The sequence below is a fragment of the Stenotrophomonas sp. I18B00994 genome, from assembly GCF_014145825.1.
Taxonomy (GTDB): domain Bacteria; phylum Pseudomonadota; class Gammaproteobacteria; order Xanthomonadales; family Xanthomonadaceae; genus Stenotrophomonas; species Stenotrophomonas maltophilia.
The window spans coordinates 70,286-92,421 of record NZ_JACIUW010000008.1 but is presented as its reverse complement, the minus strand read 5'-3'; the positions used below and the strand labels follow the sequence as shown (position 1 = coordinate 92,421).

Annotated in this window: 27 protein-coding genes; 25 read left to right on the top strand and 2 right to left on the bottom strand. The window is 51.3% G+C overall.

The genetic code is table 11. From position 1 onward, the window contains the following. Positions 1-18: 18 nt before the first annotated feature. On the bottom strand, positions 19-1,032 hold the full coding sequence (gene intI1 / locus H4O10_RS11050; RefSeq protein WP_000845048.1) for a class 1 integron integrase IntI1: 1,014 nt from the start codon (positions 1,030-1,032) through the stop codon (positions 19-21). A gap of 145 nt (positions 1,033-1,177) precedes the next feature. Between intI1 and aadB the strand changes: the two genes are divergently transcribed. The 23 genes from aadB (at position 1,178) to H4O10_RS10925 (ending at position 18,828) form a co-directional block, all read left to right on the top strand. Continuing rightward, entirely contained in the window at positions 1,178-1,711 is a 534-nt protein-coding gene (gene aadB / locus H4O10_RS11045) for an aminoglycoside nucleotidyltransferase ANT(2'')-Ia (RefSeq protein WP_000381802.1), read from the top strand. A 156-nt stretch (positions 1,712-1,867) separates the two neighbouring features. Next, the gene (locus H4O10_RS11040; RefSeq protein ID WP_000679427.1) at positions 1,868-2,215 is read left to right on the top strand and encodes a quaternary ammonium compound efflux SMR transporter QacE delta 1; all 348 of its coding nucleotides are present in this window, start codon (positions 1,868-1,870) and stop codon (positions 2,213-2,215) included. Further along, positions 2,209-3,048, top strand: coding sequence for a sulfonamide-resistant dihydropteroate synthase Sul1 (gene sul1, locus H4O10_RS11035; RefSeq protein ID WP_000259031.1), 840 nt, complete (start codon positions 2,209-2,211; stop codon positions 3,046-3,048). The genes H4O10_RS11040 and sul1 overlap by 7 nt, the downstream gene beginning before the upstream one ends. Positions 3,049-3,175: 127 nt before the next feature. Beyond that, a complete protein-coding gene (locus H4O10_RS11030) occupies positions 3,176-3,676 on the top strand; it encodes a GNAT family N-acetyltransferase (RefSeq protein ID WP_000376623.1) in 501 nt (166 codons plus the stop codon). Positions 3,677-4,182: 506 nt separating this feature from the next. Continuing rightward, positions 4,183-4,947 (top strand): IS6-like element IS6100 family transposase, encoded by a 765-nt coding sequence (locus H4O10_RS11020; RefSeq protein ID WP_001389365.1) that lies wholly within the window; start codon positions 4,183-4,185, stop codon positions 4,945-4,947. 200 nt (positions 4,948-5,147) lie between these two features. Then, entirely contained in the window at positions 5,148-5,777 is a 630-nt protein-coding gene (locus H4O10_RS11010) for an ankyrin repeat domain-containing protein (RefSeq protein WP_310734141.1), read from the top strand. A 156-nt stretch (positions 5,778-5,933) separates the two neighbouring features. Continuing rightward, positions 5,934-7,358 carry a hypothetical protein gene (locus H4O10_RS11005; RefSeq protein ID WP_099476149.1) on the top strand — a complete coding sequence of 475 codons (1,425 nt, stop codon included), beginning with the start codon at positions 5,934-5,936 and terminating at the stop codon, positions 7,356-7,358. Between the two features lie 146 nt (positions 7,359-7,504). Next, on the top strand, positions 7,505-8,329 hold the full coding sequence (locus H4O10_RS11000) for a hypothetical protein (RefSeq protein ID WP_143570084.1): 825 nt from the start codon (positions 7,505-7,507) through the stop codon (positions 8,327-8,329). Between the two features lie 98 nt (positions 8,330-8,427). Beyond that, positions 8,428-8,976: a hypothetical protein gene (locus tag H4O10_RS10995; protein WP_143570083.1), complete on the top strand. Its 549-nt coding sequence runs from the start codon at positions 8,428-8,430 to the stop codon at positions 8,974-8,976. Between the two features lie 434 nt (positions 8,977-9,410). Beyond that, entirely contained in the window at positions 9,411-10,886 is a 1,476-nt protein-coding gene (locus H4O10_RS10990) for an ankyrin repeat domain-containing protein (RefSeq protein ID WP_242876484.1), read from the top strand. Positions 10,887-11,185: 299 nt separating this feature from the next. After that, positions 11,186-12,265, top strand: a complete 1,080-nt coding sequence (locus tag H4O10_RS10985; protein ID WP_182681031.1) for a hypothetical protein — start codon at positions 11,186-11,188, stop codon at positions 12,263-12,265. A 97-nt stretch (positions 12,266-12,362) separates the two neighbouring features. After that, positions 12,363-13,649, top strand: a complete 1,287-nt coding sequence (locus H4O10_RS10980) for an ankyrin repeat domain-containing protein (RefSeq protein WP_182681030.1) — start codon at positions 12,363-12,365, stop codon at positions 13,647-13,649. Between the two features lie 129 nt (positions 13,650-13,778). Next, a complete protein-coding gene (locus H4O10_RS10975; RefSeq protein WP_182681029.1) occupies positions 13,779-14,189 on the top strand; it encodes a hypothetical protein in 411 nt (136 codons plus the stop codon). 85 nt (positions 14,190-14,274) lie between these two features. After that, the gene (locus H4O10_RS10970) at positions 14,275-14,835 is read left to right on the top strand and encodes a hypothetical protein (RefSeq protein ID WP_182681028.1); all 561 of its coding nucleotides are present in this window, start codon (positions 14,275-14,277) and stop codon (positions 14,833-14,835) included. A 181-nt stretch (positions 14,836-15,016) separates the two neighbouring features. Then, entirely contained in the window at positions 15,017-15,538 is a 522-nt protein-coding gene (locus H4O10_RS10965) for a hypothetical protein (protein ID WP_182681027.1), read from the top strand. A 124-nt stretch (positions 15,539-15,662) separates the two neighbouring features. Continuing rightward, entirely contained in the window at positions 15,663-16,103 is a 441-nt protein-coding gene (locus H4O10_RS10960) for a hypothetical protein (RefSeq protein ID WP_088470203.1), read from the top strand. 124 nt (positions 16,104-16,227) lie between these two features. Continuing rightward, positions 16,228-16,548, top strand: a complete 321-nt coding sequence (locus tag H4O10_RS10955; protein WP_182681026.1) for a hypothetical protein — start codon at positions 16,228-16,230, stop codon at positions 16,546-16,548. After that, positions 16,542-16,934, top strand: coding sequence for an ankyrin repeat domain-containing protein (locus H4O10_RS10950; protein WP_088470202.1), 393 nt, complete (start codon positions 16,542-16,544; stop codon positions 16,932-16,934). The genes H4O10_RS10955 and H4O10_RS10950 overlap by 7 nt, the downstream gene beginning before the upstream one ends. Positions 16,935-17,091: 157 nt before the next feature. Next, positions 17,092-17,373, top strand: a complete 282-nt coding sequence (locus tag H4O10_RS10945; protein ID WP_088470201.1) for a hypothetical protein — start codon at positions 17,092-17,094, stop codon at positions 17,371-17,373. Further along, positions 17,370-17,564: a hypothetical protein gene (locus H4O10_RS10940; RefSeq protein WP_099476141.1), complete on the top strand. Its 195-nt coding sequence runs from the start codon at positions 17,370-17,372 to the stop codon at positions 17,562-17,564. The genes H4O10_RS10945 and H4O10_RS10940 overlap by 4 nt, the downstream gene beginning before the upstream one ends. A gap of 272 nt (positions 17,565-17,836) precedes the next feature. Beyond that, on the top strand, positions 17,837-18,010 hold the full coding sequence (locus H4O10_RS10935) for a hypothetical protein (protein ID WP_158490959.1): 174 nt from the start codon (positions 17,837-17,839) through the stop codon (positions 18,008-18,010). 158 nt (positions 18,011-18,168) lie between these two features. After that, positions 18,169-18,612 (top strand): hypothetical protein, encoded by a 444-nt coding sequence (locus H4O10_RS10930; RefSeq protein WP_088470199.1) that lies wholly within the window; start codon positions 18,169-18,171, stop codon positions 18,610-18,612. Positions 18,613-18,648: 36 nt separating this feature from the next. Continuing rightward, entirely contained in the window at positions 18,649-18,828 is a 180-nt protein-coding gene (locus tag H4O10_RS10925; RefSeq protein ID WP_182681025.1) for a hypothetical protein, read from the top strand. Positions 18,829-19,008: 180 nt separating this feature from the next. Here H4O10_RS10925 and H4O10_RS10920 read toward each other — a convergent pair whose 3' ends face one another. Further along, positions 19,009-20,028, bottom strand: a complete 1,020-nt coding sequence (locus tag H4O10_RS10920) for an HNH endonuclease signature motif containing protein (protein WP_182681024.1) — start codon at positions 20,026-20,028, stop codon at positions 19,009-19,011. A 121-nt stretch (positions 20,029-20,149) separates the two neighbouring features. Between H4O10_RS10920 and H4O10_RS10915 the strand changes: the two genes are divergently transcribed. Further along, complete coding sequence (locus H4O10_RS10915) at positions 20,150-20,737, top strand: ankyrin repeat domain-containing protein (RefSeq protein ID WP_158490958.1); 588 nt, start codon at positions 20,150-20,152, stop codon at positions 20,735-20,737. Between the two features lie 70 nt (positions 20,738-20,807). Then, on the top strand, positions 20,808-21,557 hold the full coding sequence (locus H4O10_RS10910; RefSeq protein WP_143570037.1) for an ankyrin repeat domain-containing protein: 750 nt from the start codon (positions 20,808-20,810) through the stop codon (positions 21,555-21,557). Positions 21,558-22,136 lie beyond the last annotated feature (579 nt).

Here is a 22,136-nt window from a genome sequence, read left to right as displayed (position 1 = left end):
GGATTGACTTGCGCTGCCCTACCTCTCACTAGTGAGGGGCGGCAGCGCATCAAGCGGTGAGCGCACTCCGGCACCGCCAACTTTCAGCACATGCGTGTAAATCATCGTCGTAGAGACGTCGGAATGGCCGAGCAGATCCTGCACGGTTCGAATGTCGTAACCGCTGCGGAGCAAGGCCGTCGCGAACGAGTGGCGGAGGGTGTGCGGTGTGGCGGGCTTCGTGATGCCTGCTTGTTCTACGGCACGTTTGAAGGCGCGCTGAAAGGTCTGGTCATACATGTGATGGCGACGCACGACACCGCTCCGTGGATCGGTCGAATGCGTGTGCTGCGCAAAAACCCAGAACCACGGCCAGGAATGCCCGGCGCGCGGATACTTCCGCTCAAGGGCGTCGGGAAGCGCAACGCCGCTGCGGCCCTCGGCCTGGTCCTTCAGCCACCATGCCCGTGCACGCGACAGCTGCTCGCGCAGGCTGGGTGCCAAGCTCTCGGGTAACATCAAGGCCCGATCCTTGGAGCCCTTGCCCTCCCGCACGATGATCGTGCCGTGATCGAAATCCAGATCCTTGACCCGCAGTTGCAAACCCTCACTGATCCGCATGCCCGTTCCATACAGAAGCTGGGCGAACAAACGATGCTCGCCTTCCAGAAAACCGAGGATGCGAACCACTTCATCCGGGGTCAGCACCACCGGCAAGCGCCGCGACGGCCGAGGTCTTCCGATCTCCTGAAGCCAGGGCAGATCCGTGCACAGCACCTTGCCGTAGAAGAACAGCAAGGCCGCCAATGCCTGACGATGCGTGGAGACCGAAACCTTGCGCTCGTTCGCCAGCCAGGACAGAAATGCCTCGACTTCGCTGCTGCCCAAGGTTGCCGGGTGACGCACACCGTGGAAACGGATGAAGGCACGAACCCAGTGGACATAAGCCTGTTCGGTTCGTAAACTGTAATGCAAGTAGCGTATGCGCTCACGCAACTGGTCCAGAACCTTGACCGAACGCAGCGGTGGTAACGGCGCAGTGGCGGTTTTCATGGCTTGTTATGACTGTTTTTTTGTACAGTCTATGCCTCGGGCATCCAAGCAGCAAGCGCGTTACGCCGTGGGTCGATGTTTGATGTTATGGAGCAGCAACGATGTTACGCAGCAGGGCAGTCGCCCTAAAACAAAGTTAGGCCGCATGGACACAACGCAGGTCACATTGATACACAAAATTCTAGCTGCGGCAGATGAGCGAAATCTGCCGCTCTGGATCGGTGGGGGCTGGGCGATCGATGCACGGCTAGGGCGTGTAACACGCAAGCACGATGATATTGATCTGACGTTTCCCGGCGAGAGGCGCGGCGAGCTCGAGGCAATAGTTGAAATGCTCGGCGGGCGCGTCATGGAGGAGTTGGACTATGGATTCTTAGCGGAGATCGGGGATGAGTTACTTGACTGCGAACCTGCTTGGTGGGCAGACGAAGCGTATGAAATCGCGGAGGCTCCGCAGGGCTCGTGCCCAGAGGCGGCTGAGGGCGTCATCGCCGGGCGGCCAGTCCGTTGTAACAGCTGGGAGGCGATCATCTGGGATTACTTTTACTATGCCGATGAAGTACCACCAGTGGACTGGCCTACAAAGCACATAGAGTCCTACAGGCTCGCATGCACCTCACTCGGGGCGGAAAAGGTTGAGGTCTTGCGTGCCGCTTTCAGGTCGCGATATGCGGCCTAACAATTCGTCCAAGCCGACGCCGCTTCGCGGCGCGGCTTAACTCAGGTGTTAGATGCACTAAGCACATAATTGCTCACAGCCAAACTATCAGGTCAAGTCTGCTTTTATTATTTTTAAGCGTGCATAATAAGCCCTACACAAATTGGGAGATATATCATGAAAGGCTGGCTTTTTCTTGTTATCGCAATAGTTGGCGAAGTAATCGCAACATCCGCATTAAAATCTAGCGAGGGCTTTACTAAGCTTGCCCCTTCCGCCGTTGTCATAATCGGTTATGGCATCGCATTTTATTTTCTTTCTCTGGTTCTGAAATCCATCCCTGTCGGTGTTGCTTATGCAGTCTGGTCGGGACTCGGCGTCGTCATAATTACAGCCATTGCCTGGTTGCTTCATGGGCAAAAGCTTGATGCGTGGGGCTTTGTAGGTATGGGGCTCATAATTGCTGCCTTTTTGCTCGCCCGATCCCCATCGTGGAAGTCGCTGCGGAGGCCGACGCCATGGTGACGGTGTTCGGCATTCTGAATCTCACCGAGGACTCCTTCTTCGATGAGAGCCGGCGGCTAGACCCCGCCGGCGCTGTCACCGCGGCGATCGAAATGCTGCGAGTCGGATCAGACGTCGTGGATGTCGGACCGGCCGCCAGCCATCCGGACGCGAGGCCTGTATCGCCGGCCGATGAGATCAGACGTATTGCGCCGCTCTTAGACGCCCTGTCCGATCAGATGCACCGTGTTTCAATCGACAGCTTCCAACCGGAAACCCAGCGCTATGCGCTCAAGCGCGGCGTGGGCTACCTGAACGATATCCAAGGATTTCCTGACCCTGCGCTCTATCCCGATATTGCTGAGGCGGACTGCAGGCTGGTGGTTATGCACTCAGCGCAGCGGGATGGCATCGCCACCCGCACCGGTCACCTTCGACCCGAAGACGCGCTCGACGAGATTGTGCGGTTCTTCGAGGCGCGGGTTTCCGCCTTGCGACGGAGCGGGGTCGCTGCCGACCGGCTCATCCTCGATCCGGGGATGGGATTTTTCTTGAGCCCCGCACCGGAAACATCGCTGCACGTGCTGTCGAACCTTCAAAAGCTGAAGTCGGCGTTGGGGCTTCCGCTATTGGTCTCGGTGTCGCGGAAATCCTTCTTGGGCGCCACCGTTGGCCTTCCTGTAAAGGATCTGGGTCCAGCGAGCCTTGCGGCGGAACTTCACGCGATCGGCAATGGCGCTGACTACGTCCGCACCCACGCGCCTGGAGATCTGCGAAGCGCAATCACCTTCTCGGAAACCCTCGCGAAATTTCGCAGTCGCGACGCCAGAGACCGAGGGTTAGATCATGCCTAGCATTCACCTTCCGGCCGCCCGCTAGCGGACCCTGGTCAGGTTCCGCGAAGGTGGGCGCAGACATGCTGGGCTCGTCAGGATCAAACTGCACTATGAGGCGGCGGTTCATACCGCGCCAGGGGAGCGAATGGACAGCGAGGAGCCTCCGAACGTTCGGGTCGCCTGCTCGGGTGATATCGACGAGGTTGTGCGGCTGATGCACGACGCTGCGGCGTGGATGTCCGCCAAGGGAACGCCCGCCTGGGACGTCGCGCGGATCGACCGGACATTCGCGGAGACCTTCGTCCTGAGATCCGAGCTCCTAGTCGCGAGTTGCAGCGACGGCATCGTCGGCTGTTGCACCTTGTCGGCCGAGGATCCCGAGTTCTGGCCCGACGCCCTCAAGGGGGAGGCCGCATATCTGCACAAGCTCGCGGTGCGACGGACACATGCGGGCCGGGGTGTCAGCTCCGCGCTGATCGAGGCTTGCCGCCATGCCGCGCGAACGCAGGGGTGCGCCAAGCTGCGGCTCGACTGCCACCCGAACCTGCGTGGCCTATACGAGCGGCTCGGATTCACCCACGTCGACACTTTCAATCCCGGCTGGGATCCAACCTTCATCGCAGAACGCCTAGAACTCGAAATCTAACGTCCGTTCGGGCATCGAGGTCCATGTCGGGGTGGGACGGGCCCGTGGCTTCAAGATCACTTGCAGTCCGACCGCGATGTCTTGGTTGCGCGAGAGGTTGTCGATATCCTCCACTTCCATCATCAACCCTGGATAATGCCGCCGCCGTCATCGCCGCCGACGCCCGTGCCGGGCTTTTCGGGCCTGTCAGGCTTGCTCGGCCTTCAGCCTGCCTGGGCGAGATCTCCGGCGGACGGATTAACGGCGGAGCTTCGCCGCCTTTCGTGCGTGTGAAGGCCGAAGATAGTTCTCTCAAAAACATCCGTTTATGAGAGATACCAAATGTCATTTTCAGAAGACGACTGCACCAGTTGATTGGGCGTAATGGCTGTTGTGCAGCCAGCTCCTGACAGTTCAATATCAGAAGTGATCTGCACCAATCTCGACTATGCTCAATACTCGTGTGGGCTCTGTTGCAAAAATCGTGAAGCTTGAGCATGCTTGGCGGAGATTGGACGGACGGAACGATGACGGATTTCAAGTGGCGCCATTTCCAGGGTGATGTGATCCTGTGGGCGGTGCGCTGGTATTGTCGCTATCCGATCAGCTATCGCGACCTTGAGGAAATGCTGGCGGAACGCGGCATTTCGGTCGACCATACGACGATCTATCGCTGGGTCCAGTGCTACGCCCCGGAGATGGAGAAGCGGCTGCGCTGGTTCTGGCGGCGTGGCTTTGATCCGAGCTGGCGCCTGGATGAAACCTACGTCAAGGTGCGGGGCAAGTGGACCTACCTGTACCGGGCAGTCGACAAGCGGGGCGACACGATCGATTTCTACCTGTCGCCGACCCGCAGCGCCAAGGCAGCGAAGCGGTTCCTGGGCAAGGCCCTGCGAGGCCTGAAGCACTGGGAAAAGCCTGCCACGCTCAATACCGACAAAGCGCCGAGCTATGGTGCAGCGATCACCGAATTGAAGCGCGAAGGAAAGCTGGACCGGGAGACGGCCCACCGGCAGGTGAAGTATCTCAATAACGTGATCGAGGCCGATCACGGAAAGCTCAAGATACTGATCAAGCCGGTGCGCGGTTTCAAATCGATCCCCACGGCCTATGCCACGATCAAGGGATTCGAAGTCATGCGAGCCCTGCGCAAAGGACAGGCTCGCCCCTGGTGCCTGCAGCCCGGCATCAGGGGCGAGGTGCGCCTTGTGGAGAGAGCTTTTGGCATTGGGCCCTCGGCGCTGACGGAGGCCATGGGCATGCTCAACCACCATTTCGCAGCAGCCGCCTGATCGGCGCAGAGCGACAGCCTACCTCTGACTGCCGCCAATCTTTGCAACAGAGCCTCCGTCGCCATGCTCACCTCGCTTTGGTGCACACGAGTATTGAGCATAGTCGAGATTGGTGCAGATCACTTCTGATATTGAACTGTCAGGAGCTGGCTGCACAACAGCCATTACGCCCAATCAACTGGTGCAGTCGTCTTCTGAAAATGACAGACAACAGTGAAACTAAATTTAATATGTTTGAACACAAACTTGATTTAGCTCTCCGGAATGATGATGTGGAGTATGTTCAGAAAATGATTGGGGATGGCCTTGAGCTAAATTGGCTCAACTCAGATGGCGAGTCTTTATTGTCAGCTGCGGTGTATCATGAGGCTCACAACGTCATCCACGAACTCATTGCGTCCGGGGCGGATGTCAATATCAAGGACAAAGATTGGCATGGCGACGGATGTGATACGCCACTGAACGCAGCCGCGCGTATCAATGATATTGAGGTGGTCCGTTTATTGATCGACGCTGGTGCGAATGTCAATCATCAAGGCAAGTTTGGTTCAACGCCACTGCACAACACGGACTGTGGGGAGTGTCAGAAGTTGCTGGTCGAAAATGGTGCAGACCCGTCAATCAAAAATAATGATGGTCAAACTGCCGATGACCTGAATGCTGTACGTGTCGCGGATCGAGTGTTCTTTGGTAAGGATTACAACCAAGCTGTTGGGAGCATGAACCTGGATTTGGGAGCAGAGCAACGGGCGTTGGAACAGCGAAGTGTTTTACAGCAGGCCATTGAAGACGAACCCCGAAACCGCCAATCGGTAACGCGCCGCATGTAACCAGATGTTGAAATGTAAAGCCCGCTTCGGCGGGCTTTTTTATGTTGCCTTCAACGTCAAATCATCATTGACAAAACATGGTTTTCTGTTTGATTGGAGGCATCTTAATCACATAAACGGGGGTGCGTCATGCGAACACAAATTTCGGCACGCGAGATGGCTGAATTCATCGAAACGGCGACAGTCGATGAATTGGTGGAGCACTTTAAACATCATAATGTTAATGACAGGGACGCTGTTGTTGCAGATGTGGGTTCAGGGCTAACCTTCGAGGGCGGCGCGCTTCAATACGCGATATTCTCGGATAAGGTTGACAGCGCCAAGCTTCAAGCAATTATCGACAGCGGGGCAGAGCTTGACAGCTTTGAGTTCCAATTGTTCAAAGAGTTGGAAGAGTATGATGAATATCCTGATGCAATCACGTTCCATGCGTTTGAGGATGCCAGCGCAGAGAAGCAAGAGGTGCTGCGCAACGCAGTGGAAGCGCACGCACACTGGATCAATCGCAAATACAGTGATGCAGAAATCTATGATTTGCTGACAACCGGCAACGTCGAGCGGTATTTTTCCGAACTCAAGCACGATCCCAACGATGAAATCACCTGGGAATACCCTGAGAAAAATATACGCTACACCGGACCCATCTGTGGTTTAGCCGCGTTTGAGGACAAGGTGAGCGGCTGGACATTCGAAAAATTGTTGCAGGCGGGCGGGGATCCCAATGCGCAATGTCGTGTGGAAAGCCTTGATGACACAGACAACTACGACGAACTGTCCGTGATCGAATTGTGCCATTCGGTTGATAAAATCAACCGTGCATTAGACAGGGGTGGAATTCCCACGGAACACCTTTTGGGGGACGTTCTGTATGGCATCAAAGATGAAGGCGTCAAAGCGTATCACGTTTATTTCCATAGTCCACCGGAGCAACAAGAAGAAGCGTGGCAGAGGCATCACATAGCGTCCGAGAACGTCAAACAGCTTGCGCCGCTTGAATTGAGGCTGGTCACTGAGCATCCCGACATCTTTGAAGCCCATCACATGCATGCAATGACAAACCCCCAAGCGGTCACCGAAATGCTTTTGATGGGCCACGATCCCCGCGCACTCAATGACGAGGGGCAAAGCTTGGTGTTGGCTTCGCTTTTGAACGGAAAATTTGAGACGTTTGAGGTCTTGCGGAGCTTCGGGGCGGTTGACGAAGGTGAAGGACAACGGCCCATGGATGAGGTTGTGAAGCACTTTGATGGAGTGAAGAATCTTCTTGTATATGGATCTAAAAAAAGAGCGTTAGACTATTTGATTGAACATTCAGAGAATCCAACTGCTGACTTGGCGTCTTATATGAAGATGGAGATCCCCGACGCTGATCGGATTGTTGCGCTGATTGATCGTGGCGCTGTGATGAGTGACGAAGCACAACGGCAATACATGTCACTTGGAAAAGGTTCCGGTATGGAAGACGTGTACAAGTCCAGAAAAGATGCAGTCCAAGATGCCTTAAACCGTCAACAGCGTGACGTAATCCTGGCGGAAGTGGGTGAGGAAGCGCCCGTGCAAAAAATGCGACGTAAAATGTAAAAGAGATAAGCCCGCTTAGCCGGGCTTTTCTTTATTGGGATTTTATCCCATTCAAAAGCGCTTGATGCTTTAAAGTGTCAATTGCACCCATTGACAATGTTGCCATCCGTGTTTAAGTGAATGTATATCAATAAAACGGAGGTTCTATGGATGCAATTACTATATGGTGTTTGGCAATTGGCATTGGTTGCGCCGCGAGTGCCGTCTTTTATATTTCGATACGCCGTTGGATGAAATCTGTAGAACATCCCGCAACCGAGCCCGAAATTGTCATCCGTCCCAAGTTGAAAGAGGATCCCGATGGCAACCGCCTGTCTTGCTCCATCTTTCAGGATGATGTGAATGCATTTAAGTCGCTTGTGACGGATAACCCAACTTTGGCTCAGCACTACAATTTTTACAGAGTGGGAAAAAGTGGCATAGAAACATGCTCAACACTCAACCGCATTGTTGAGTGCGCCGCCCCACACATGATTGAAAAAAACAAGGAAATGTTGTCGTTCGCACTTGAATGTGGGGCGGATATCAACGCGCGTTCGCCTGACGACGGTCGGACCCCATTGGAAGAAGCTATCTATCGTGATAAATTTTTTTTGATCCCTTTTCTCATCCGGAATGGTGCGCGTCAAGTCGAAGGACCACGGGCGGATGCGTTGACTAATGTTCCAATAGTTCTGTGGACATTCTATCAGTACAGCGGTGGGGGATTTAGATGCACCGATATGGAATTGGTGGATCTTGTTGATGCCTTTGCTTCAATCGGATTGGAAAAGAAAGAATTACAATTGCCCGGCAGTGAAACCTTGGACGCCCAAGATATAAAGATCATCGCAGATGATTGTCGGCAATCGTTCTTGAACCTGGTCGCGCAGGTTGACGCTGCCAAAGCAAAAAAAGAGAAGCATATCTTGTTGTGTGAACTTGCTGTCGCAACTGAGGATGCCGAAGTCCGACCAAAACGGCGCATGTAAAGGCAACCATTAGCCCGCTTCGGCGGGCTTTTACTTTGAGCTTGACAATATTGGCTTCCATGATTGTGTGATATATCTCAATCAAATAGGGGGTCAGTATGGAAGCAAGTTATATAGGGTTGATCGCATTGGGCATTAGTTTTTCATCAGGTGCAGTATTTTGCTTTTTGGTCAGACGGTGGATGAAAAGGATTGTAGAGACTGACGACTACCCCATGATGGAAAGACATTTTGACATCGATGGTTTTTTGGATCTTGTTTGCAGTAGGCTTGATGAGAGTGCGCCTAGCCTTGTTGGTGTGGAAATGAATCCGCACACTGGTAAGTTTTTGAGTTCGCGTCCAGAGAGATTGCGATCGGTGTTTTTATCGACTGTGTATGGTGAGTTAAAAGAAAAACTGGAGGGTGGATCCAAGATCAACCCACATGACGCTGCTACTCTGCTACAGATGCACAATCGTGCAAGATACTTCACCAATGGAGCAGGGGACATTCCGCAGTGGGAGACGGACCAGAGGTGGCCCACACTTGAAGAACAGTGCGACCATTTGATTGAGGTTGCGCGGCGCAGGCAGCAGAAAAAACTTTTGGACGTTGTGTCGGAAGTGCAGTCGAAAACACCTGCACCAGGTAAGCGAAAGATGTAGCGAATGAAGCCCGCGACAGCGGGCTTTTTCTTTGAGCTTGACAATGTTGACATCCATGCTTGATTGAATTCATCGCAATCAAATTAAAGGGGGTGTTATGGATAAAATCTATCTTGCAGTATTGCAAAACTGTTTTGATGATCTTCAGGGCTCTATCACTAGCTACATCGAGGCATCAAAATCGAAGGCGAAAGCTAAACGTTCGATGTGGATCAGAACAGTCTGTTTGTCAGTAGTGACTGCTTTCAGTTTTGGACTCGCCCTGGGCTGTTTTATCGCCAGTGTTTAAATCGGATGGGTTAATGGGTTTAAGGTAACAAGAAGCCCGCTTCTGCGGGCTTTTACTTTGAGCTTGACAATATTGCCATCCCTGTTTGAGTGAAGGCATCTCAATCAATTGCGGGGTCTCTATGGATTATGGTCATGTGCATGATATGTATGCGGACGAACTGAAAAAGTGTCTGTCCGACCTCGTTGCATTGAGTTCGACGCTAAGCGATCAACAACTCATAGGCCAAATCATGCTCCACGAAGGGGAGTGGGAGCTTGCTCAATACGTGGTGCGATATTCAAGCGATGTTCGTCTTGTGCGCGCGGCGTTGAACACTGGTGTGGACCCCAACATTGGCATTCCGGCGTTTTACACGGTGCGCAGCGATGATGCCGCCGCTTTGCTTGCTCCCTACACAACAATGCTCGATGTGCATGGACTGCTGATGAGATTGTGCGTGATGGGTGACACGTGGCGGATCCCAGAAGACTTGATCTATTCCGATGAGAACTACAAAGACGCCCAGGAGGGCGCAGCCCATATCCTCAAGCTCTGTGGGAACAGTATGGGGGTCCACCAGATTTACAACAATGCACCCTCAATCAACGCCAAGGATCTTCTGCTCAGTGTGTGCGCCAACAGTGCGGATCATGCGCGGGGCTTGATTGAGTGTGGGGCCGACCCATTCGCAACCGACGATGGGAACACCGCTTTGCACAACGTTGGTCACCCTGGGGTTGTTGAGTACCTACTGAGTTTGGGATTGGACCCCAACGCCAGAAATCGGCACGGTTCGACTCCATTGCATCTCGTGGACGACGCCGCATGTGTCCAGGCGTTGATTGAGGGTGGGGCGGATGTCAACGCGAAAGGGAGCAAGGGCCAAACACCATTGCACACGACGTTGAACGTACCGTGCGCGAAAGCACTGTTGGACGCAGGTGCAGAGATTGATGCGCGCAGCAATAGTTGTGCAACACCTTTGCACATGATGAATTCGCCGGAGGTCAGCACGTACCTACTCAGCCGTGGAGCCGATCCGAACGCACGGAATGATCTAGGCCGTACACCACTATTTGAATACATGCACTACTTAGGATGTCATTCAGACGCACTCCATTTAACTCGCGTACTTCTTGACGCGGGAGCGGATGTCAACGCCATTGATCAAGCAGGACATGGGGTGTTAACGCACGCTGCATTTAATGAGTCTGTGTTTCATGCGGTGCTGGATGCAGGTTACAACCCATTGGATAAGAAATCTCCAAATAACGGTAAAACCCTTCTTCATCATGTGGCAATGGAACACATTTCCTGCGGTTTGATGCACAGAATTATTGAACTGGGTGTGGATGTGAACGCTCAGGACAAATTGGGATTCACAGCCTTGCATTACGTGGCATTGAACAACGCAACGCGGCGCTTAAATTGGTTGTTGCAACGCAAGGCCGATCCAACTCTTGAAAGCGGGAGTGGTCACCGAGCGTCCGTCTATGCGAAGACGCCCAAAGCCAAAGAATTGCTGATTGAACATGAACAGCGCTGGATCCAGCGACCCATCAAACGTCAGCGCCGATTGCTTAATAAAGCCACCGGGCTGAGTACAGAACAGCACTCCGTTCAACGTCGAAAGATGTGACAACTGAGATAAGGGCAAACAAAGTAAAAGGCGCTTACAGCGCCTTTTATACTCCGATCCAGAGAACCATTTGCACCCTGTCGTGAACAGAGCCAGCCGTTCGACTGCTGGGAGACGCTCACTTTCATCCGGTTGGTCGTCTCGGCGCACATTCCATAAAGGGTGAGTAAGTTCCTTTATTTCCATTGCATCCTCATCATCCATGAATTGCCTGGCTTGTCAATATGGGAAGGCAACATGCTTGACAATATTGCCATCCGTGTTTGAGTGAAGGTATCTCAATCAAATCGGGGGTTTCTATGAGACAACTTAATACGTCGATTTCCCAGGGGGAGCAAGATCTGGATGTCTATGCAATTCTAAAAGTCAAGAATCCCAGCGCAGTATTGGATAGATCGCAAGTGCGTAGCTACTTTGAGGCGCACGACGTTAATGAAGTTATTGCGGTCAATGGCCCGCTGTGGCAGAGAGAAATGACGCCCCTTGCTTTTGTAGCATCCAAGTGGATGGAAGACGATGAGAATGAGGGCATTCTAGAAATTATGAGTGATCTTATTGAGCTTGGCGCGAGCGTAAACGCACACGTGACAAAAAATGGGTATGGGTATGGATGCGCGGATGACTATGACTATGACTATGACTATGACGATGATAATAAGAATGGACTTGATATTATTGATGTGGCTCGCGGTGGTGATCGTATAGCTCTGCTTTTAAAGAGTGGGTTGCGCCCTCGTGAGCGGCACATTGAGAAGATTATGTACGCCAGTGTTGACCCGGATGTCATAGCGGAAAAATACATTGGCCTGTTGCGTCTGCATCATTTCGGCAATTTGAATGCCCATGATGAAGGCTTGCGGCTGTTGGAAAATCTGGTTCTTGCGGGCTTTGATGTCAATGGCCAGGATAAAAATGGTAGTACACTTCTTCACTATCTTGATGATATTGAACACGTGTCTTTTCTTGTAAAGGCAGGCGCATCATTGGATATTGTGAATAATCATGGTCTCAATCCTCTTGATATGTACGATCCTAACTTCATAGCGCTCAACGCAAGTCGCAGAGACGCAGTTCAGTTGATGGTTGATCTAAGCATAGATTTAAACGCAAGGTTTCAAGAAACAGACAGCACGGCTCTTCATCAACTCATGACGTTCGGGAATTTGCAAGGCATACAAAATTTGCTTGATGCGGGCGCTGATCCATCATTGCGCAATAAGGCTGGAAAACAGGCTGCTGATATGACCTGTGAGGACAATGATGATGAACAAGAGGTGCGGGAAGCAAAAGCTTTGTTGGAAAGCGCAGCCACGCAACGAAAACTTTTGGAAGAACTGGGTGAGTCGCAACAACAATCTACAAAGCGACGTAAAATGTAAAAGAGATAAGCCCGCTTCGGCGGGCTTTTTTTATGCTTGACAATATTGCCAGCCGTGGTTGATTGAATATATCTCAATCAAAACGGGGGTTGTTATCATGAAAAGTCATTGGTCAGAAATGGTGTTGCGCGCAAAGGAGTTCTTAACACGATGGCGTGCAAAGGAAGTCGAACAGTTAATCACGGAGCCGGATGTTGCAGAGAATGCCTTATCCAGCCAAGTTGTAGACAGTATCCGTGCGATAGAACGATCTGTCGAAAGTGAGCGCGATTCTGTTGGTATGTATTGCTTGCGGAAAGCGTATCTCAGTGGATGCTTGGTGGATTTTAGTCAGATCATTCCGCACTGTTCGGACATCAATATGTCTTGTGGAACTGTGAGCGATAGAAAACATCGGATGAATTCAACCCTGCTGCATGAGTGCGTCAAAGATGGCGCAATCCATTTCGCTAAGGTGCTCATTGAGTGTGGAGCGGATCCCAATAGCACGTTGGACCTCAGATTTGAGTCCACGGTGTACGAGGCGACCCATACAATGCCTTTGCATTCCGCAGTCCTGGGCGGCGACATCAATCTTGTGCAGATGCTTATTGACGCAGGAGCAAACCTTCATGCCGTGGACGACAATGGAAACACCGCCTTATGCGCCGCTGCACTCAACGACAACATGGATGTTGCGACCGCACTTTTGAAAGCAGGGGCCAACCCCAATCAAGTGCATGACACCGTGATTTGTCCGCTTCTTTCCGCCCAATCCACAGCGATGACGGATCTTCTTTTGCACCATGGTGCCGATCCCAATCTCATGTTGGAGAATGGATATCCACTCTTATCTGCTCTCATTTTAAAGCGAAAAATCAATATTGCACGGTATCTCATCAAAATCAACGCGTGCAGTTATCAATTCCGCGAGATGGAAGAAGAGCTGTTGGACCGGCATCCATTTTGGATTGCGTATTACTGTGGGGAATTTGAAGTGTTCAAAGATCTTGCGAATTTCGCCAACATCAACCAGCATGGGTGTTATGATCTTGGACTTCTTGAATTTTCTGTTCGGGAGGACACGTGTGATTACACAAGAGTTCTCCTTGAGCATATGATGCGCGGTCATTTGAGAATAGACAGCGAGCTTTTGTATCTTGCGAAGTCGCGGAGGATGCAAGAAATGCTCATCCAGTTTGGCGCAGACCCCACAATAAAAAGCGCAGATTATTACGGAAAAACCCCAGATGAGTACATGCAGCAGTCCCATATTGATCGCAAGTTTGTCTGGCGGGATCTCGTTGAACGTGGACCACGGATCTTTGCAGAACACCAGCGCAAACTGTTGATGGAAAGCCTGGACATCAAAGACGAACAACAGCCCGTGAAGCGAAAGATGTAAAAGCAACAAAGTAAGCCCGCTTCGGCGGGCTTTTTTTATTGGGATTTTATTCCCACTCAAAAGCGCTTGTGGTTTTTTAATTCCAGCCAGCCTTATTGACAATGTGGACTTCTGTGTTTGAGTGAATGTATGTCAATCAAAACGGGGGTGGTAATGTCGAAAATCTTTTATGAGCGATTATGTGCTTGTGCGTTCATTTTGGGCTTCTTTGCAGAAATGGCGTACTTTGTTGTTATCACGCACAACGCACTGGTGTTCCGAAATGACGTGGATATTGCCATTGCCTGCTTGGCGTTGGTGCAAGCGTTTGTGATGCCGTACAAATACAAATCCCAAGCCCACAACTCATCTCAGTTTGATGTGGCTTCAATGCTTCAAAAATTGGTGCTGTTTGGATTGGCCGCGTATGCAGCGTGGAGCGTTGCGGACGCGTGGCACATCGGATTGGTTGGCTTGATGTCGGCAGGGATCATTTGCAGTCAAGTCGTTAAGATCTGTCTGCGCAGATATTCCCAATTGCAAAACAGTGTTCAGTGCTAAGTAAAACGCCCGCGGAAGCGGGCTTTTTCTTGACACGCCTTGAAATTCTGCTTGGATGAGATTTTTCATTCATCGAGGAATATCTATGCTCAAAAGAGAAGAATTAAAACCCGGAATAATTGTGTACGCCTGCGTTGATGCGCTTCACCGCAACAACGTGGACACCAAGCTTCGCGTTATCCACCCACTGCTGTGCCTGGGAGTCAACGACAGTGAAGGCGTGTGGGCGGTGGTCACCAGTATGGAAACACGACTCTCACTGAAACCCCGTTGGAAGACAGGACCGGCCACGTGGATCAACAAGCGCTCGTTTATTGACCCCAACCGCCCCGCCATTCGCATCCCCAACACCGTTTTGCTTGAAGCTGCAGAGGTTGGTGAAGCAGGGTACTACCACGACGGCTTTGATCGCCCAGGTGTCAAACCCAACGCCTTACAGTCCATCGTTGAGGCTCTTGGGATCGGTGACGAACTGCCCACAGTCGCATTGGTGAACATCAACGACCTGTCCATTGCCGAGTTGGAGCAGGTGATCCACAAAAAGCGCGAAGAGCAACGCAAGGCGGATCTGGTGCTGGTCCTCACCGGGATTGCAAAGGACTCAGGCTATGACCTGACCAACGTGGTGCTGTCGCCGCTCACGTGATGCATTTCAACACCTGTGTGCCAGTAAATTTTCATTGGACGCGCGACAGAGCGGATTTGCACCCCATTCCGCTGCGATTGAGCTTGACTCCAGCGGGAGAAAGGAGCTAGATGACTCGGCGTGGGCTTGACAATGTTCTATCTTCTGCTTCTGTGAATGGATCCAATGAATAGGAGGAATTATGGACTTGCTCAGAACTTTAGGACGTATCTACCAAGATGCCGATCAATCCACCAGTGACTTGATCAACAACAACATCCAGTTTGCCCAGGGGCAACAAGAGGACCGAAGCATTCGGCAGGATCGGATTGAGGAACGGCGGAAGCATCGGCGTTTAAACTTAGAGCTGGACGCCATCCAGCGGGCCAATGACCTGGCGCGTGAAGTGGAAGAACTTCAAAGGAAAGTGCGGAGTTTGGAGCATCGCTGTGAAGTCACACGCGATCTTGCAACGGATGTCATTTTGGACCGCTCAAGCATCATGAGTGCGATGAAAGCAGTGATTGCAAACTGGAATGACCCCGCACGCGTGGAACAGTTCCTTGCAAGCTTCGACACCGAGCGCCAAGATGAAAAGGCGCGTATTGAACAGGACAACGAACGCCAGAATGCCGCTTACCATCGCGTCGATGAGGTTGTTAACAGTTGGTCTCTGCCAAACTCAACACGGCGCAGACGCCCACCTGGGCTTAAGAAGAAATGACTGAAATGGCCACCTTCGGGTGGCTTTTTTTTCAGCAAAAAGGTCGGGGAATAGCTTGGCAATGGAAATTTGATGAGATATGATCCGGTTGCCAATTGCGGCCCAATAGACAAAAGATCACCAAATGAACGAGAAGACCTTTACCTGGAAAGAAGCTGATGAGCTGGAAAAGAAGCTCGCCAAAGACCTCGCGGCACTGGAAGAAAAGCAGGCTGCGGATCGTCAGCGCATCCAGGACGCGCGCCGCGCCTCTGCTGGCGACGCTCTTGAAGAAGTGTTGAACACCCTGTCCAACATCTCCGCTTATCTCACCGATGGGCAGAAGGCCCAGGTCGCCAACTTCTTTGGGCCGGTGAAGAAGGGTGGTAAGGCTGCTGGCTCCAAGCCGCGCAACACCGTTCCCAAGGAACAGCGCGCCAACAACCGCTTCCTGCACGACGGTAAGAAGACGCCGTTCTATTACGGTGGCAAGGGTCCCAAGCCCGAAGTCCTCAGGAACTTTGAAGCCAGCGAAGCGGGCGCAAAACTCACCGCTGAGGGTAAGCCCACCTACGGCGATCTGTAAGTCCTGCTGCAAACGCATTGGTTAAGCCCGCTTCGGCGGGCTTTTTCTTTCTCCAAAAATAGAGCTTGACAATATTGCCTTCCATGATTGTGTGAATACATCACACACATACTTCGGGGGCAACATGAATATTTTTTACATCAACCACACAAACCTCATTTGCAACGAAGACAATGCTTCCGTCCGCTTTGAATGGTGTCAGACGCTAGCGGGTTACCACGTCTTTGATGCATTCGTATGGAACGGTGAGGGATGGGCTGATCAACCTTACAAGATCATGGCGGATGAATGCAGCCGGGTTGCAGCCATTGATGCCTGGGAACAGCTTGAAGAACGCTTGTTGTCTACGGAAATGGAGGAAGCAGCGTTTTACGAAAACCCAAGCATCTACGAACTGTACGCGCTGAGCCGCGATCACTGGTCCTCGGAGTCCATCAAATGGTAACTCCGTCGTACGATGCATTCGGGTGTACCGACTTGCACAACGCCATCATCCGCCATGATCACAACGCCATTAAAAATCTTGTGGCGAATGGTTGGGATGTCAACGTTTGCAATCTGCGCGGCGAAACACCACTTCACTTCGCTTTGTGGTGCAGCACGTCGTTAAAGACCAACCCATCGGCCACAAAAGACATAATCCGCTTGCTGTTGGAATTGGGGGCCAATACACGTCTGCGCACCCATTATGGAATGTCGTGCCAGGACATCGCGCTACACACCGCACGGCCCGATTTGATCGAGTTGATCGACGGTGAGGTCCAACGGTTGCGCATACTCAGCGCAGTTTGCGATCAACCACCAGAAAAGCAACGCACCAGAAAGATGTAACAGCACAAGAGTAAGCCCGCTTCGGCGGGCTTTTTTTATTGGGATTTTATCCCCAATTCAAAGCGCTTATATGCTGTAAATAATATCAATCAATGCTATTGACAATGTTGTGATCCGTGTTTGAGTGAAGGTATCTCAATCAAAAAACGGGGGTTGTATGAAATCCATCTTATCTCAATTGCAAGAAAACGGATTTGTCGAATTGACAGACAGCGCGCAACTGTGGACTCGCGAAGGAGTGGTGCGCGAAGCCATCATCCGCGCCAAATCCAACAGTGACTCAGATTTCTTACGCGGATGGGAAGGGGATCTGTCCGCCGAGTATTACCTGACATTCCATTGGGTGGACGCATCGGAAGTCGCAACCCATGACTTGGCTGACATTCTTGAAACCGCCAAAAGACTCAACGCTATGCCCGAAATGACGGAGGCTGCATGAAGAAAATACTCATCTATCTCATGGGCGTGGCATGTGTTGCCCTGGCAATGTCTATCATTTTATTGATCGTCAACTTGTGTATACCTTACGCGCCCATCTCCATGGAAATTTTTTTACCGGTGCTTTCATCATTTGGCGTCTGTATTCCAATTCTCTTAATGGAATTTGAGTCAGAAGTGGTGTTTCATTGAAATATTAAAGAGCCTTAATTGGCTCTTTTTTTCATTCTGAGATTTCAATTTCAAATAATGTGAGATAACTAACACTTTTGATAAAAAATGTCAATTAAATCTATTGACATGTTAATTATATTTCGTATGATCAATACATACAAAGAGAAAGGGGTTTCAAAATGATTATCGCTACACTTACCACCGCAGCCGTCATGCACATCACGATCTGCAATATTTTAAACCGCATCTGTGCAATCTAATTCACAATTCAATTCTAAAGGGGAATAACAATGGAACAAATCATCAACGCCACCACCTTAAAATTCACAGCCGTTGCAATCGGTGTCGTCCTTGTCGGTTGGTTGGTCTGCACTTTGATTGGCGGGTTGTTCAACTCGGTGTCGTCATCGAGCAGCATGTACGACAAAGCCGACGCCGCTATTGCCGCAAGCAAGGCCCGCTAACCACACCATTCAGGACTTCTTATGAGCAACACAAGCAAAGTTTTCAGTAATAAAATCAAACGTGATAGCAGAAAAATCAAACGTGAAATTCGCTTGATCAAAAAATTGAGAGACAAATCCAAACGCCGCTAATCACCAATCCATTCACGGAGCATTGCATGAACTTATCAACCCAACTTTTCCACGCCGTCGAAACCGCCAACTTAAAAGCCGTTCGTTCTATCGTCTTAACCAACTTCCGCGAAAAAGATGGACGCGTGGACGCCGCACAATTGACCGCGCTGACCAACAGCAGAGCCACCACCTGCGACGCCACTCCCATCCACTTGGCCTGCTGCTTGTACCGCAAAGCTCTGCTGACAAACGACGATCAACTGGCTGGTGTGTACAACACAATTATTGAAGTGCTGGTGCGCGACGGGTATGCATCCGTCACCACACTGATGAACCGCAGCATCAACCGCCGCACCGGCCAACGCGATGACTACACTGGAACAACGATCTTCCAATTGTTCAAAGGTTGTCTTCCACCCTATGTTCAGGAGTATGTCAAATCCATCGACATGACCACGTACGACAAGTACACCGCTTCTATCAACTGATTGATCCGAACATTAAAAACTTAAAAAGGAACCGCTATGAAATTACGCTATGAAAAAAAATACGGACAAAGCGCATTAACCTACTACACTTTGCGCGCAGCGTTGTACGCAGCCATCGCTTTCAACATCTACGGAGTCTTCTATGTCTTCTGTGTTGAAGAAAACGATCCCATGACCTATGAAACGCCCGTATCCATTCAGGAGCAAGCAAAATGAAGACATCTGCACAGCAACGCTTAAAGCGCTTTGAACGTCAAACACAAGTCCAGTTGCACGCCGCCTCCATCCTCTGTCTTGCGCTGGTCGCGTTTGCCCTGGGTCTGGCTGTCTGAGAGATAACATCATGTTGCACATATAAAAAAGGACCGAAAGATCGGTCCTTTTTGTTTGGATGTGTTACGACAGTTTGATTTGCAAATTCAGTTCGTGTTCCAAACGTTTCACCCGATCATCCCAGTTCTCCACCGGTTGTCCTGCGGCCATGCGCAAATCTCTCACGTGTGAATCGTATTGCAATCCTTCCAACACACTGGCTTTCTTTTTCAGGTAGTGCCGCCGCCTGCGTACCGCACCGGGCGTCATCGACAACGAATTGCGCACGTACCAGGGCGCTTGCACTTCTCCGTACACACGACGCGTCCAGTTTGATTTGAGTGTCACGTACGAGCGAAACCAAAACGAACGCCACACTGACCGGTCTTCATGGTTGGGGGTAATGGAAACACGGACCTCTCTTAACCAGCAGTTTTCCTCCGTCAACGCCATGGTGACATCGATGAGCCGCGCGCGGGGGACAACAAACAGGTTCAACCCAGCTTTGGTGGCCGTAGCGGTGTATGGACCTGTGACATCCGACCGTTGAGCCTTAAATCCAAACAGAAGAAGCGATGACATCTCACCCACACGTTGGGGTGAGCCACTGCGTGCGGTCAACGCCAACACGACATGCGTTGGCAACACCGTAACAAACACCGTGCAGCGCTCCTGGGTCCATCGCGCCGCAATGGCTTTTTGAACATGCTCCATGTCGGTTTTTGGTGACAAATGAGTGAGATGGTTGCGGCTTCTAAGCAACCCTTTGTCGCGTATGCGCTCCAACTTGCTTTGCCACGTGGGATCCATCCTTGTGGTGTTCGTTGTCAACGCGGACAGGCAATCGGAATTCCCAAATTTTTGGATGCACGGTATGCACGAGGGGATCCAGTTGTCCATGGAAACCTCCCCACCCAAAGCCACAGGTATAGCGTGGGTGACGCCCCACGCGTTTTTCTTTTCCGCGTTGATCACATCCCCGCAGTACGCGCACACCCCGCCAAACAAACCCAATATTGTGGGACGCGCGTATTTTGGGACGCTGTGCCGTTTGCGTTTGTTGAGCGTAAGAATGATCGAGAGCATTTCATCTTTAATATTCATGTTGTTCCCCTGTTGATGCACGTCTTACTCAATCACAATTTGCTGTATTGTCAAATATTGGCCTTGACAAATTAAGCGCGTGTGTTGCTATGTATATATCCACCCACACAGGGGAAAAAATATGAATTTCAATGATGAGAACTACCAGCGGCTTGCGAAAGCGGCTGGAAATCTTGAAAAGAATAATGGTGACGAAAAGTCGGCGGATGAGTTTCGGTTGGCGCTTGATGGTATTGTCAATCTTAATGCGCTCAACGAACAAGGCAACTCAATGATGCATATTGCTGCGTACAAAGGGCAAGCGTTTGTCCTGAGTGAGCTTATCAATGCGGGCGCGGACATCAATATTGAGAACGAAAAACATGGTGTTCGACCGTTGCACTTAGCCATCGTCAAGAATTCGTTCGGGTGCGTAAACGAGCTTTTGAAAATGGGTGCGGATGTCAACGCCACAGACCACGAGGGGTACAACGCCTTGCATGTCGCAGCGGCGTACAGCTTGCCGCAAGTGACTGAGAAAATTCTACAAGCAGGAGCCGACGCAACAGCGCGTACTAAAGATGGACAAGTGCCAGCGGAACTCGCAGACGATTTTTCCCTACGGGACCGTTTGACCGAGGCGTTGAACACTCAGACCAATGCAAAAATCATGAGTGAAGTCACAGCAAGCCTGGACGCAGAACCGGTGCGAATGCGGCGGCGAATGTAATAGAAAAACGAAACCCGCTTCGGCGGGTTTTTTGATAGACTGGGATGGAACTGGACGGTGGAGGTGTCCTTTGAAAGTAAATGCTTTTCAACTTATGGTTGAAAATAGGTTTGACGAACTTTTGACAAGTATTGATCGCGGCGAAGTCGATAATCTTAACGCTGATGGTCGTGTGCTTGGGATGAAATTGATGCATTACGCAGTGAGCTATGATAAGCCGTATCTAATAAGAGAACTTGCTCGCCGTGGTGCTGATGTGAATTGCATTGATCACGAAGGGAGGACACCCTTGGTGTCGGCACGGACAGTGGAAACAGTTAAGGCTCTACTTGAAGCTGGCGCAAACATTAACGCAATGGATCATTCTGGTCTTACGCCAATCTTCCATCTTTGGGGTGATGTCGAAACTGATGCTATTAAATTGCTTGTTCATGCGGGTGCGGATGTCAATGCAAGAAACAAAGACGGCGAAACGCTTCTAATGCATCACTTCATTAGCGCAAGTGAGTGGTGCGCTAATGAAGTTAATCCAGTGGCGTCCCTAATCGCCCTTGGGGCTGACGTTAATGCAGTCAACAATGATGGTGACACTGTTTTACATATGGCAGCATATGGGGCAAATGGTGAGGAAGTAATTGGGGTTCTGCTTCATGCTGGTGCCAATCCCTCTGCATTAAATGCCAAGGGGAAAACCCCCGGTGATGTTGCAAACAGATCGGGCATTAAATCGATTATTCAACGAGCAGTGCTAAACGCGGAGTTGCTTGCGTTATCTGAGAATTCACCGGACCGCATCAAGCGTGGTGAAGGTGGGATCTGACAACTAACAATTTTTGGTTGCACGATAGGCCGTCCAATGGACGGCCTTTTTTATGCCCGTTGAATTCTCAACACCTGACGATGAAGTGTTCCAGGGTACTTGAGGCAGGACAACGTATGTATAACCAGAACGGCTGGACGAACAAAAGGTGTTTGGTTTGAGAACCTGACGCTGCGCGCGTTGACCGGACCAGACGCTTGATTGTTGTGCGAGAACCAAACGGTATCACCAGACGGCTGCACGCACGAACCCACAGAGCGGACCAGACGACGTGTGCAGGCCGTCCGAACAGACGGCGCACAGGTGTCTCGCAAGCAACCAGACGTGCAGCCAAGAGCCGCAGGCGAGGGCAGGGGGTGCCCAGCCAACAGGTACAGACGGCTGACACACGAACGACTTGACAGCGGTCAAGACGAGCTGCAGGCCCAAGCCGTGGTGTGGCACTGCAAACACCCAGAAGAACAGCACGAGACGGCCAGGACGGGGCACTGACTGGCGGTGGAGCGCGCCAGTGGGCAAAGCAAAAAACAATAAAGCCCGAGCGCCCGCAAAGAGCAACAGCGGGACAGCCGGAGCAAG